Here is an 11,936-nt window from a genome sequence, read left to right on the forward strand (position 1 = left end):
AAGATTTGACAGGGCGCCTATGCCCAATCGGGTTTGCGCTTGTCCAGAAAAGCGCAGATTCCTTCATCCGTGTCGCGCAGCATCATGTTGTCCACCATGACCTGACCGGCAAAGGCATAGGCCGCATCCAGCGGCATCTGGATCTGATCGTAGAAGGCCCGCTTGCCGATCTGCACCGCGGCGCCCAGCTTGGCGGCGACGGTTGCCGCCAGGGCGCGGGTTTCCGAGTCCAGTTGCTCGGCGGGAACTACACGGTTCACCAGCCCCAGGGCTTCGGCCTTGTGCGCGTCGATGAAGGTGCCGGTGGTCAGCATCTCGAACGCCTGCTTGCGCGGAACATTGCGCGAGAGTGCCACCATGGGCGTCGAGCAGAACAGCCCGATGTTCACCCCGTTCACCCCGAACCGGGTGCCCTCGGCCGCGATGGCCATGTCACACGAGGCCACCAACTGGCACCCGGCAGCCGTGGCGATCCCGTGGACCTGCGCGATAACGGGCTGTGGCAACCGCGGGATCATCTGCATGACTTCGGCGCACCGCGCGAACAGATCTGCGAACGCGTCTGCGCCGCCATCAGGCGCTTGACGGGCGGCCTGCATCTCGCGCAGGTCGTGCCCGGCGCAGAACGCCTTGCCGGTGCCTCTCAGCACGACGGCCTTGATCGTGCGGTCGGCCTCCAGCGCCTCGAAGGCATGTTTCAGTGCCGCCAGCATGTCGTTGGACAGCGCGTTCAGCCGCTCGGGCGTGTTCAGGGTAAGTGTCGCAACGTCATCGGCATCATGCCGGGTCAGGATCGGGTCTGCCATCTTGCCATTCCTCCGCTTTGCCGGAACCTTACGCGCGGGATGTACGGGAGGAAAGCGTGACCTTGGCAATGGACATACCGGCGCTGCATGTGTTCATGCGGCAGGCCTTTCCGCAGGTGGCCGACGATTTCTGCGTGGACAGGCTTGAGCCGGACGGATTGACCGTGCGCATGTTGATCGCCGATCGGCATCTGCGGCCGGGGGGCACGGTGTCGGGGCCGTCGATGTTCGCGCTGGCCGACGTGTCGATCTATCTGGCAATCCTGTCGCGTATCGGGCCCGTGGCGCTGGCGGTCACGACGAATTGCAGCATCGACTTCATGCGCAAGCCCGAGTCCGGGCGCGACCTGTTCGCAGAGGCGCGGCTGCTGAAGCTGGGCAGAACGCTGGCCGTGGGCGACGTTCTGTTGCGCTCTGATGGTTCCGACGCGATTGTGGCGCGGGCAGGGCTGACCTATTCCATCCCGCCCAAGGTGTGATCCGCCAAGCCACTTGCCCGGCGGGCAGGTCTCAGGCCTGATCCTCGGGCAAGGACGCCGCGCCACCTTCTGCGGCGTCGAAGTCCGTTTGTGGGGCCGGTGACGGCGCGGGCGCGGATGTTCCGGTGCTTGCGGCTGGCGGAGGTGGCGCAGGGCGCGAAAAGCGGCCTTCGACCTCGGCGCCGGATTCGATGACCAGCCTGCCGCTCTGGCAGTCGGCATTCAGCCGTGCGGCGGCGCGCAATGTCAGCGAGCCACAGGTGACGGCCCCGTCCAGTTCACCGCGCACATCGACCTGACCGGCCTGCACCTTGCCCTTCATCCGGCCGTCATGGCCGACCACCAGCGTCGCAGCGGCCAGTTCGCCATCGACATTGCCGTGCAATTCGATCGTGCCTTCCGAGGCGATGACCCCGGTGATGATCAGATCCGAGGCCAGCACCGAAACCTGGCCCCCGCGTCCGGTCGATGGCCGGTCGTCCTGGGTCTTGCTGAACATGCGGTTCTCCCTGTCCCGTCCCGGTCGGCCGGGAATCCCCTGAAATTCGTTTGCGATTGAAGGAGCAAGCGTGCGGTCTGGTCAACCCCCGGAACGCGGAGGAACTGGGGTACCGGGCGGTTTCCGGCCAGTTGTCAGGGGCCGGGGCGCGGCTAGCCCAGGGCAGGGCGGGCGCGTGCACCTTGGCCCCGCGCCGGATCCGGCTTGCCTGTTCATGTGCCACAGAAGGTGCGGTGCACGATCTCTGCGGGTGCAGGCCCTTCGCGCAGCGGCTCGTCAGGATCCGCGTCGAAGGGGGTCGCCAGCACCGTGTTCAGGCGGTGGAACGGCGTGTGATCCCCGGCAACCGCCGCCGCTATGGCCGCCTCGATCCGGTGGTTGCGCGGGATGACGGCGGGGTTGACTGTCCGCATGATGGCCCGCGCCTCGGCCAGGGTCCTGCCTTCGGCAGAGAGGCGCGCCTGCCAATCGGCCTGCCATGTGGTGAGTGCCTCCGGGTCGGAAAACTCCGATGTGGCGCCGCCTTCGGCCAGACCACGGAATGTGCGGGTAAAGTCCGCCCCCTGCCGGGCCATCCGGTCCAGCAGGGTTTCCACCAGCATCTGATCCCCATCCCGCCCCGAGACCAGCCCCAGCTTTGCGCGAAACCGCGCCAGCCAGGCGCGTTGATAGTGTCCGGTGTAGGCGTGGACAGCCGCTGTTGCGGCTTCGACTGCGGCGCCCTCGTCGGCATCAATCAGCGGAAGCAGACACGAGGCAAGTTGCGCAACATTCCACACTGCGATCTGCGGCTGGTTGCCATAGGCATACCGGCCGGTCTGGTCGATTGACGAGAACACGCGATCCGGATGGTAGGCATCCATGAACGCACATGGGCCACAGTCGATGGTCAGCCCGCCGACATGGGCGTTGTCGGTGTTCATTACGCCGTGAATGAACCCCAGCGCCATCCACTGTGCCACAAGATCGGCCTGTGCCTGTGTTACGGCGTGCAGCAGCCCCAGCGGCCCCTCGGCAGCAGGATAATGCCGCGCGATCGCCATGTCGGTCAGCAGGCGAAGCGCCTCGATATCCTGCCGGGCCGCAAAGAACTGGAATGTTCCCACCCGCAAATGGCTGGAGGCGACACGTGTCAGCACGGCACCGGGCATGGCGCCTTCACGGTAGACCGGCTCGCCAGTGGTCACGGCCGCCAGCGCCCGCGTGGTCGGAACGCCAAGGGCGTGCATCGCCTCGGACACGATGTATTCCCGTAACACCGGGCCCATCCAGGCGCGTCCGTCACCCATGCGCGAAAACGGTGTGCGGCCCGATCCCTTGAGCTGGATGTCCCAGCGCCGGCCATCCGGGGCGATGTGTTCGCCCAACAGGACGGCCCGTCCATCTCCCAGCCGGGGCACCCAGTTGCCGAACTGATGCCCGGCATAGGCCTGCGCCAAGGGCGCCGCGCCATCAGGAATGCGGTTTCCTGCAAGGATAGCGATCCCCTGGGGGGACGACATCGCAGCGGACTCCAGCCCCATCTCTGCCGCCAGCGCGGTGTTGAGTGCGATCAGGCCCGGCGAGGCAACCGGCACCGGATCCTGCCGCGCGAACATGCGCTCTGGCAGGCGAGCATAGGAATTGTCGAAACGCATGAAGCCTCCATCAGGGCAGCGTATCAGATATAGGCGCCGATGTCGCAATCGTCAGGGGACCGGGCCAATCCGGGCACGGAACCCGCTCATACAGGCGCTGGCGCGCGCAACTGGCTGCGGTTGCCCTGATGCCGACCGTCATTGCCTCACGGCGGGGTTTGGCGCGGTGCGGCCCTTGGGTCATGCGCGAATGCCCCAACATCCCCGCCGCAGGCACGCCACGCGGAATGCGTGGCGCCCGGCCCGGTGCCTGTGCCGACCTGCGGGCGGTGGCCAGTCAGTAGCCGCGCGCGCGGTCGACGCGGAAAAGCAGCGGTTCGCCCGCCTCGCTGCGGCGGATGTTTTCGGCGATGATCCGGCTGGCAGAAGACGGGCGGGTTTCCGCCGCGATATGGGGCGTCACGGTCACTTTGGGATGGGCCCAGAACGGATGATCCTGCGGCAGGGGTTCAACCCGGAACACATCCAGCGTGGCATGGCCGACCTGCCCGGTGTCCAGCGCCGCCAGCAGCGCGGCATCGTCGATCAGCGTGCCCCGGCCGGGGTTCAGGATCACGGCGCCACGGCGCAGCAATGCCAGGCGATCGGCGTTGATCAGGCTGTCGGTTTCCGGCGTCGCGGGCAGCAGGGTGACAAGGATCTGCGCCGAGTCCAGCGCCTGCCGCAATCCGTCGTCCCCCGACAGGCAAGCCAGTCCCTGAACCGTGCGGGGGCTGCGGGACCAGCCGGTCACGGGGAACCCCAATGCAGCCAATGCCTGACCGCAGGCCCGACCCAGTTCCCCCAGCCCCAGGATTGTGACAGGGCGTTCTGCGGCAAGAGGCGGTGGCTCCGGGTTCCAGTCCCGCGCAGGATTGACGATATGCCGATCCATCCCGAGATGGTGGCGCAGCACATGCCCGGCCACCCATTCCACCATGCCGGCGGTCAGCGCCGGATCGACCATGCGGCACAAAGGCTGGGTCAGCGTTGCATTGCCCACGATCTTTTCGACGCCAGCCCACAGGCTCAGAACGGCCTTGCAGCGGGTGTAGGGCGCAAAGTCGACAATGTCACCGCCCGGCGCAAAGACGATGTAGTCGGCCTGATCGGCGGGGCAGGATGTGACCAGCCGCGCATCCAGCCCTGCTGCGTCAAACGCGGCGCGCAGATGCGGCTCATAGCTGGGCCAGCGGGCCTCGCCAGCGGCGAAAAGAACGGTTTGTGTCATCAGCCCATGGCCCTGATCAGCCCGCGCAGGGCAGCCGCCGGGTCGTCATGGCGCCAGACTTCCTCGTCTCCGAAGGCGAAAAAGTCGGTAAGCGGTGCCAGTTGCGCGACCAGATCCTCGGTCAGGGCGCCTTCTGCGACCACCGGAACCTCGATCATCTCGGACCACCACTGGAACAGATCGCCATCGGCCCGGCTGCCATCGCCCAGCGTCGTTGCTCCGACCGGACCGAACGACACATAATCGACGCCCCCTTCGGCCGCGTTGATGCCTTCGTGCCGCGTGCTGCCGCAGAAGGCCCCGACAATGGCGTCCTGCCCCAGTTCTTTCCGCACCTTGCGCACCAGGCGGGCGCCATCGACCAGATGCACGCCGTCAAGTCCGAGGCGTTCGACCAGTTGCACATGCCGCTCGATCACCAGGGCCACATCGCGGGAATGGGCAACCTCGCGCAGCGCATCGGCGGCGCGGGCGACCCGATCTTCGTCCCGGCTGGCCAGCGAGAGGCGCAGGCAGGCGATGTCTGCGGTATCCAGCACCGATGCAAGTCGCGCAGGGAATGTCTCCAGGTCGAAGTCTGGCGGTGTGACAAGATAGATCTGAGGGCGTTCGGTTTCGGCCATGGGATGGTCCTTTGGCGGTTTCATGCCCTATAGCGCGGCTGTGACGGCTTGGCTACCGGGCCGGAGGCGACGGGAAATGCCGGCGCCACGGGCGCCTCGCTGCTTGCGCGCGTGGTTGCCACGGCCTATCACCCGCCCAATTCCTGCCAGAGGACATCCATGACCCAGCCCCTGATGATCCTTGTGCGCCCGCAGATGGGCGAGAATATCGGTGCCGCCGCACGCGCGATGCTGAATTTCGGGCTTGAAGGACTGCGGATCGTCGCCCCCCGCGACGGTTGGCCGAACCCCAAGGCGGTGGCCATGGCGTCGGGGGCGGGGCGCCTGTTGGACCGCGCGGGTCTGTTTGCCGATCTGCCCGGAGCACTGGCCGATTGCCATTATGTCTTTGCCACCACCGCCCGGCCGCGGGAACTGACCAAGCCGGTCGTGACGCCCGAGGAGGCGATGGCACAGACCCGTGCGCTGATCGCGGCGGGCAAGAAGGTGGCGATCCTGTTCGGTCCCGAGCGCACGGGGCTGGAGAATGACGAGGTGGCGCAGGCCAATGCCATCATCACCGTCCCGGTGAACCCGGAATTTCCATCGCTGAACCTGGCGCAATGCGCGCTGCTGACGGCCTACGAATGGCGCCGCCAGACGGATGGCGCGATTCCCGTGCCCGAGATCGACCTGGCGACATCGGTGGAACGTCAACATCTGGGCGATCACTACGAGGATGTTCTGGATCGGGCCGGGTTTTTCTTTCCCGAGACAAAGGCGGCCAACATGAAGCGCAACCTGCGCAGCATGTGGGCGCGATTGCCCCTGACGCGGGCAGATGTGCAGATGCTGCACGGCATGTTGCGGCAAGTGATACGCCGACAGGGCTGAGGGGCGCGGCCGCGGCCCTGCCTCCTGCCGGTGCGGCCCAAAGGCAGGTCCGAACCGCCGACGGTCAATCCAGCCGAAAGACCTTGTCGCGCGCGGTGGCGCCGCGGATCAACGTCAGGCGGCTCGGGGCTACGCCAAGTGCACGCGCCAGCAGTTTTTGTACTGCCTTGTTCGCCTTGCCGTCTTCGGGTGGTGCGGTCACGCGGGCCCGCAGGGCGCCTTCGGACAATTCCAGCGACTCGCGTCCGGCACGGGGCGTTACCCGCAGGGCGATCTGGGCGCCGGAAGTTGCAAGGTGGCACAGGTCGGGCAGGCTCATGCCCCGCAAGATGCGCGCCGCGCACAGCCATGGCAACCATGAGCCACGGTCCGTTGCCGTTTTCACGACTGATCCTGGCGGGGCAGGGCGCGCGCGGCATCACAGCAACCCGCGGCGCCTGCGATCAGCCTCAGCGATCGGAAACCACCATACCGCGCCGTTGCGCCTCTGCCATGATGTCGAACTGGTTGCTTGAAAGACGCCCGCCCTTGCGCATATCGCCCAGGATCAGCGTGGTCTGGTTGCCGCTGTCATCCGTGATGACCCATTGGCGCAACTCTGTCGGGTTTGCCGTGAAGACCAGGTCGATGCGGCCATATTCCGGGTGTTCCGGGTCTTGTGCCGTCACGCGGGTGGCAGCCCCATCCTCGCGGTGGCCGACCACCATCTTCGCGGTGCCAAGATCGACCTTCGGCGCCAGGATCAGGTTGAGCGGGGTCCGGCGCAGCGGATATTGTTCCGGGGCCTGATTCGATTTCGGGTCGAAGATTGCCACCTGCTGGCCATCGGCCAACACAAGGGAACGGTCGGGCGGCGCATATTCGAACCTCACCTTGCCGGGCCTGCTGATGCGGATGGTGCCGGTCGAGATCGTGCCATCGGCATTGATCTGGGTAAACTCTGCTTCGACGGTAGAGAGACCGTTGAGATAGCCCGACAATTCGGACAGCGACAGTTTCTCGGCTTGCGCGGGCAGCGCAAGGGCCAAGGCGGCAAGCGGGGCAGCAAGGGCGCGGAACAGGTTCATGCGACAGATATACGCGCGACAGGATACGGCTTCATCCCCTATCATCGCAGTGTGAACGGCTGAAACACCTCGCTGCGCGGGTTTTCGCGGAACCATACCTTCCCCATCCGGGTTGAGTTTCGGAAGCCTGCGGTTCTGGCCGACGGGCACATATACCATTTGCAAGACAGGAAGGACGTTTATGCTTCATCTTGATACCCCGACCGCCCGCGACATTGCCCGGCTGAATGATCTGCGCGCGCCGGTCGTCGTTTCGATCTATGTTCCGACAACCCCGATCACTCAGGATATTCAGGCGTCGCGCATCGACCTCAAGAACCGCAGCCGCGCCGCGATCGAGCAGATCGAGCAGGCCGGCGGCGACAAGCGAATGGTGGCCGCGATCCGCGATCACCTGGAGGATCTGGTCGAGGATGATGAGTTCTGGCGTCTGCAAGCCCATAGTCTTGCTGTCTTTGTCACGCCGGACAGGCTGCGGACCTACCGTCTCGCCAACCGGCTTGAAGCCATGGTCGAGGTGTCGGACAGGGCGCATCTGAAACCGTTGTTGCGTTCGGTCACGTTCCCACAAGCGGCCTACGTTCTTGCCATTTCCGAGAATGCCGTGCGGCTGGTCGAGGTGTCCGCCGATCTGCCTGCTGTCAGCGTTGATGTGCCCAATCTGCCCAAGGACGCTGCGTCGGCGGTTGGCAAGGCGACGATCAACGACCGCTCGCCTTCGGGGCGGTTGCAAGGCGCCGAGGGGCAGAAGGTGCGTTTGTCGCAGTATATCCGCCAGATCGACGCGGCTCTGCGTCCAGTGCTGGGCGACAGCGACCTGCCGCTGATCCTGGCCGCCACCCAGCCGGTCGAGGCGCTGTTCCGCTCGGTCAGTGTGCTGGACGCGCTGCCCGACGTGATCGCCGGAAGCCACGATTCCACCCCCGATGCCGAACTTGCCACGGCGGCACGACCTGTGCTGGACGCGCATTACAGGCGCGAAATCAAGGCGTTCCACGACCTGTGGGCCGTGCGGAATGGCCAGAACAGGGCAACAGCCGACCTGTCGGATGCCGCGCGGGCCGCGACATTCGGCACTATCGACCGCATTCTCGTGAACATGGAGTCGGTGGTGAACGGCCTTGTCGATGAAGACACCGGCGCACTCCTGCTTGACCAGAGCGGCGACGCCACCAACTATGGCGTGGTTGACGAAATTGCTGGCAGGGCGCTGCGCAGCGGGGCCAAGGTGATGGCTGTCCGGCAGGACGATATTCCCGGCAAGGGCGAACTGGCCGCGATCCTGCGCAGCCCCCTGTAAACCCTTTGAGCCTTGGGCGCGCGCTGTTGACAAGGCGCGCGACTCCCCCTATACGCCGCCTACCTGTATCGGGGCCAAGGCCCTTGGTGCGGGCTGCACCAATGAAGTGGTCACGATCCGGGCCTGTGCCCCGATCCTCTGGAATCCCACCGCGTCGCCTGTCACAGGGCGTCGGCGGTATCTGTGTTTTGCGGACGCGCAAAGCGCCAATTGACGGACTGCCCCCGGACGCCCTGTGGACGCACAGAGGACGAACGGGTTGCAAGAGAAGGCGAGAGATATGCCGACGATCCAGCAGCTGATCCGCAAACCGCGGCAGCCCAAGGTGACGCGCTCCAAGTCGCAGCACCTCCAGCAGTGCCCGCAAAAGCGCGGGGTCTGTACCCGCGTTTACACCACCACGCCGAAAAAACCGAACTCCGCTATGCGTAAGGTCGCCAAGGTGCGCCTGACCAACGGGTTCGAGGTGATCAGCTACATCCCCGGCGAAAAGCACAACCTGCAAGAGCACTCGGTCGTGCTGATCCGCGGCGGCCGCGTAAAAGACCTTCCGGGCGTTCGCTACCACATCCTGCGCGGTGTGCTCGATACGCAGGGCGTCAAAGATCGTCGCCAGCGCCGCTCGAAATACGGCGCGAAGCGTCCGAAGTGAGGAACTGAGATATGTCGCGTCGTCACGCAGCCGAAAAACGCGAAGTCCTGCCTGATGCCAAGTTTGGCGATCGGGTTGTGACCAAGTTCATGAACAACCTGATGATCGACGGCAAGAAATCCATTGCCGAATCGATCGTCTACAACGCTCTCGACCGCGTCGAGAAGCGCCTGAAGCGTTCGCCCATCGAAGCCTTCCACGAGGCTCTGGACAACGTAAAGCCGGCCGTCGAGGTCCGTAGCCGCCGTGTTGGTGGTGCGACCTACCAGGTTCCGGTCGAGGTGCGTCCGGTCCGCCGTGAAGCACTGGCAATCCGTTGGCTGATCATCGCGGCGCGCAAGCGCAACGAGAACACCATGGAAGAACGTCTGGCGGCCGAACTGGCCGATGCCTGCAACAACCGCGGCACTGCCGTGAAAAAGCGGGAAGACACCCACAAGATGGCCGACGCGAACAAAGCGTTCAGCCATTACCGCTGGTAAGGGGGCATCATGGCACGCGAATATACGCTCGACCTCTACCGCAACTTCGGGATCATGGCTCACATCGACGCGGGCAAGACCACGACGACCGAGAGAATCTTGTTCTACACCGGCAAGTCGCACAAGCTTGGCGAAGTGCATGACGGCGCCGCGACCATGGACTGGATGGAGCAGGAGCAGGAGCGGGGTATCACCATTACCTCGGCTGCGACCACGACGTTCTGGGAAAAGACGGTCGACGGCAAGGATCCGATCTCCAAGAAGCACCGCTTCAACATCATCGACACCCCCGGCCACGTTGACTTCACCATCGAAGTCGAGCGTTCGCTGGCCGTGCTCGACGGTGCTGTCTGCCTGCTCGACGCCAACGCCGGTGTCGAACCGCAGACCGAAACCGTGTGGCGTCAGGCTGACCGCTACAAGGTTCCGCGGATCGTCTACGTCAACAAGATGGACAAGATCGGCGCGGACTTCTTCAAGTGCGTGCACATGATCAAGGACCGCACCGGCGCGACCCCGTGCCCGGTTGCCCTGCCCATCGGCGCCGAAGACAAGCTCGAAGGCATCATCGACCTGGTCGAGATGCTGGAATGGACCTGGAAGGGCGAAGATCTGGGCGCGTCCTGGACCCGTCAGCCGATCCGTGACGAGCTCAAGGATCTGGCCGACGAATGGCGTGCCAACATGATCGAGCTTGCCGTCGAGCAGGACGATTCCGCGATGGAAGCCTACCTTGAAGGCAACGAGCCTTCGGTGGACGAACTGCGCGCGCTGATCCGCAAGGGCACGCTCGCCATGGCCTTCGTTCCGGTTCTGGCCGGGTCGTCGTTCAAGAACAAGGGCGTGCAGCCGATGCTGAACGCCGTGATCGACTATCTGCCCAGCCCGCTGGACGTTCCGGCCTATGTCGGCTTCGCTCCTGGCGACGAGACCGAGACCCGCAACATCGAGCGTCATGCCGATGATGCAGAGCCGTTCTCGGGCCTGGCGTTCAAGATCATGAACGACCCCTTCGTCGGCTCGCTGACCTTTACGCGTCTGTACTCGGGCGTCCTGAAAAAGGGCGACACGATGCTGAACGCGACCAAGGGCAAGAAAGAGCGCGTCGGCCGCATGATGATGATGCACGCCATCAACCGCGAAGAAATCGAAGAAGCCTTCGCGGGCGACATCATTGCGCTGGCAGGTCTGAAAGACACCACCACGGGCGACACCCTGTGCGACCCGGCCAAGCCGGTGGTTCTGGAAACCATGACCTTCCCCGAGCCGGTGATCGAAATCGCCGTCGAGCCCAAGTCGAAGGCTGACCAGGAAAAGATGGGTCTGGCGCTGGCACGTCTGTCGGCCGAAGATCCGTCGTTCCGGGTCGAGACCAACTTCGAATCCGGCCAGACCATCATGAAGGGCATGGGTGAACTTCACCTCGACATCCTCGTCGACCGTATGCGTCGCGAGTTCAAGGTCGAGGCGAACATCGGTGCGCCGCAGGTGGCCTACCGCGAGACGATCTCGCGCGAAGCCGAAATCGACTACACGCACAAGAAGCAGACCGGCGGTACCGGACAGTTTGCGCGCGTGAAACTGGCGATCACCCCGACCGAGCCGGGCGAAGGCTACAGCTTCGAGTCGAAGATCGTCGGCGGCGCTGTTCCGAAGGAATACATCCCCGGTGTCGAAAAAGGCATCAAATCGGTGATGGATTCGGGTCCGCTTGCAGGGTTCCCTGTGATCGACTTCAAAGTCGCGCTGCTGGATGGCGCGTTCCACGACGTCGACTCGTCGGTTCTGGCCTTTGAAATCGCCTCGCGCGCTGCGATGCGTGAAGGTCTGAAAAAGGCCGGTGCAAAGCTGCTTGAGCCGATCATGAAAGTCGAAGTGGTCACGCCGGAAGAGTATACCGGCTCGATCATTGGCGATCTGACCAGCCGTCGTGGCATGGTTCAGGGGCAGGACACCCGCGGCAATGCCAACGTGATCAACGCGATGGTGCCGCTGGCGAACATGTTTGGCTACATCAACAACCTGCGCTCGATGTCTTCGGGCCGCGCAGTGTTCACGATGCAGTTCGACCATTACGACGCCGTGCCGCAGAACCTCTCGGACGAGATCCAGAAGAAATACGCTTGACAGGTGCGGCGGGGTGAACCCCGCCCTACCAGCCCCGTAGGGTGGGAAACATCCCACCGCATCGAAACGATATGAGGAGTTGCCATCATGGCGAAGGCAAAGTTTGAACGTAACAAGCCGCACGTGAACATCGGGACGATTGGTCACGTTGACCACGGCAAGACGACGCTGACGGCTGCGA

General features: G+C 64.5%; 14 protein-coding genes. 7 read left to right on the top strand and 7 right to left on the bottom strand.

The features are described 5' to 3' along the window. Positions 1-17: 17 nt before the first annotated feature. On the bottom strand, positions 18-806 hold the full coding sequence (locus BW970_RS15145) for an enoyl-CoA hydratase (protein WP_076532893.1): 789 nt from the start codon (positions 804-806) through the stop codon (positions 18-20). Between the two features lie 56 nt (positions 807-862). On the opposite strand from BW970_RS15145, the gene BW970_RS15150 reads away from it, so the two are divergent. After that, on the top strand, positions 863-1,285 hold the full coding sequence (locus tag BW970_RS15150; protein ID WP_076532895.1) for a PaaI family thioesterase: 423 nt from the start codon (positions 863-865) through the stop codon (positions 1,283-1,285). 31 nt (positions 1,286-1,316) lie between these two features. Here BW970_RS15150 and BW970_RS15155 read toward each other — a convergent pair whose 3' ends face one another. The 4 genes from BW970_RS15155 to BW970_RS15170 form a co-directional block, all read right to left on the bottom strand. Next, positions 1,317-1,784, bottom strand: coding sequence for a bactofilin family protein (locus tag BW970_RS15155; RefSeq protein WP_076532897.1), 468 nt, complete (start codon positions 1,782-1,784; stop codon positions 1,317-1,319). Positions 1,785-1,996: 212 nt separating this feature from the next. Beyond that, the gene (locus BW970_RS15160) at positions 1,997-3,421 is read right to left on the bottom strand and encodes a protein adenylyltransferase SelO (protein WP_076532900.1); all 1,425 of its coding nucleotides are present in this window, start codon (positions 3,419-3,421) and stop codon (positions 1,997-1,999) included. A gap of 277 nt (positions 3,422-3,698) precedes the next feature. After that, positions 3,699-4,631 (bottom strand): 2-hydroxyacid dehydrogenase, encoded by a 933-nt coding sequence (locus tag BW970_RS15165; protein WP_076532902.1) that lies wholly within the window; start codon positions 4,629-4,631, stop codon positions 3,699-3,701. Continuing rightward, positions 4,631-5,254, bottom strand: coding sequence for a thiamine phosphate synthase (locus tag BW970_RS15170; protein ID WP_076532904.1), 624 nt, complete (start codon positions 5,252-5,254; stop codon positions 4,631-4,633). The genes BW970_RS15165 and BW970_RS15170 overlap by 1 nt, the downstream gene beginning before the upstream one ends. 159 nt (positions 5,255-5,413) lie before the next feature. On the opposite strand from BW970_RS15170, the gene BW970_RS15175 reads away from it, so the two are divergent. Next, entirely contained in the window at positions 5,414-6,127 is a 714-nt protein-coding gene (locus tag BW970_RS15175) for an RNA methyltransferase (protein ID WP_076532907.1), read from the top strand. 64 nt (positions 6,128-6,191) lie between these two features. Here the strand turns inward: BW970_RS15175 and BW970_RS15180 are convergent, their stop codons facing one another. Both BW970_RS15180 and BW970_RS15185 read right to left on the bottom strand, forming a co-directional pair. Further along, positions 6,192-6,446: a DUF167 domain-containing protein gene (locus tag BW970_RS15180; RefSeq protein ID WP_076533001.1), complete on the bottom strand. Its 255-nt coding sequence runs from the start codon at positions 6,444-6,446 to the stop codon at positions 6,192-6,194. Between the two features lie 130 nt (positions 6,447-6,576). Next, positions 6,577-7,194, bottom strand: a complete 618-nt coding sequence (locus tag BW970_RS15185; protein ID WP_076532910.1) for a LolA family protein — start codon at positions 7,192-7,194, stop codon at positions 6,577-6,579. A gap of 181 nt (positions 7,195-7,375) precedes the next feature. On the opposite strand from BW970_RS15185, the gene BW970_RS15190 reads away from it, so the two are divergent. The 5 genes from BW970_RS15190 to BW970_RS15210 form a co-directional block, all read left to right on the top strand. After that, the gene (locus tag BW970_RS15190; protein WP_076532912.1) at positions 7,376-8,494 is read left to right on the top strand and encodes a baeRF11 domain-containing protein; all 1,119 of its coding nucleotides are present in this window, start codon (positions 7,376-7,378) and stop codon (positions 8,492-8,494) included. 280 nt (positions 8,495-8,774) lie between these two features. Then, the gene (rpsL, locus tag BW970_RS15195) at positions 8,775-9,146 is read left to right on the top strand and encodes a 30S ribosomal protein S12 (RefSeq protein ID WP_028030315.1); all 372 of its coding nucleotides are present in this window, start codon (positions 8,775-8,777) and stop codon (positions 9,144-9,146) included. An 11-nt stretch (positions 9,147-9,157) separates the two neighbouring features. Further along, positions 9,158-9,628 carry a 30S ribosomal protein S7 gene (rpsG, locus tag BW970_RS15200; protein WP_076532915.1) on the top strand — a complete coding sequence of 157 codons (471 nt, stop codon included), beginning with the start codon at positions 9,158-9,160 and terminating at the stop codon, positions 9,626-9,628. Positions 9,629-9,637: 9 nt separating this feature from the next. Continuing rightward, positions 9,638-11,755, top strand: a complete 2,118-nt coding sequence (gene fusA, locus BW970_RS15205; protein WP_076532918.1) for an elongation factor G — start codon at positions 9,638-9,640, stop codon at positions 11,753-11,755. A gap of 87 nt (positions 11,756-11,842) precedes the next feature. Further along, a partial coding sequence (locus tag BW970_RS15210; RefSeq protein WP_018590913.1) for a GTP-binding protein occupies positions 11,843-11,936 on the top strand: 94 nt, incomplete at its 3' end.

This window comes from Gemmobacter megaterium (assembly GCF_900156815.1).
Lineage (GTDB): Bacteria > Pseudomonadota > Alphaproteobacteria > Rhodobacterales > Rhodobacteraceae > Wagnerdoeblera > Wagnerdoeblera megaterium.

Excerpts from the sequence above, each read along its gene's own strand:
- BW970_RS15185 (WP_076532910.1), bottom strand. The coding sequence starts at position 7,194 with ATGAACCTGTTCCGCGCCCTTGCTGCCCCGCTTGCCGCCTTGGCCCTT.
- rpsL (WP_028030315.1), top strand. The coding sequence starts at position 8,775 with ATGCCGACGATCCAGCAGCTGATCCGCAAACCGCGGCAGCCCAAGGTG.
- BW970_RS15145 (WP_076532893.1), bottom strand. The coding sequence starts at position 806 with ATGGCAGACCCGATCCTGACCCGGCATGATGCCGATGACGTTGCGACA.
- BW970_RS15190 (WP_076532912.1), top strand. The coding sequence starts at position 7,376 with ATGCTTCATCTTGATACCCCGACCGCCCGCGACATTGCCCGGCTGAAT.
- BW970_RS15170 (WP_076532904.1), bottom strand. The coding sequence starts at position 5,254 with ATGGCCGAAACCGAACGCCCTCAGATCTATCTTGTCACACCGCCAGAC.
- rpsG (WP_076532915.1), top strand. The coding sequence starts at position 9,158 with ATGTCGCGTCGTCACGCAGCCGAAAAACGCGAAGTCCTGCCTGATGCC.
- BW970_RS15155 (WP_076532897.1), bottom strand. The coding sequence starts at position 1,784 with ATGTTCAGCAAGACCCAGGACGACCGGCCATCGACCGGACGCGGGGGC.
- fusA (WP_076532918.1), top strand. The coding sequence starts at position 9,638 with ATGGCACGCGAATATACGCTCGACCTCTACCGCAACTTCGGGATCATG.
- BW970_RS15175 (WP_076532907.1), top strand. The coding sequence starts at position 5,414 with ATGACCCAGCCCCTGATGATCCTTGTGCGCCCGCAGATGGGCGAGAAT.
- BW970_RS15160 (WP_076532900.1), bottom strand. The coding sequence starts at position 3,421 with ATGCGTTTCGACAATTCCTATGCTCGCCTGCCAGAGCGCATGTTCGCG.
- BW970_RS15165 (WP_076532902.1), bottom strand. The coding sequence starts at position 4,631 with ATGACACAAACCGTTCTTTTCGCCGCTGGCGAGGCCCGCTGGCCCAGC.
- BW970_RS15180 (WP_076533001.1), bottom strand. The coding sequence starts at position 6,446 with ATGAGCCTGCCCGACCTGTGCCACCTTGCAACTTCCGGCGCCCAGATC.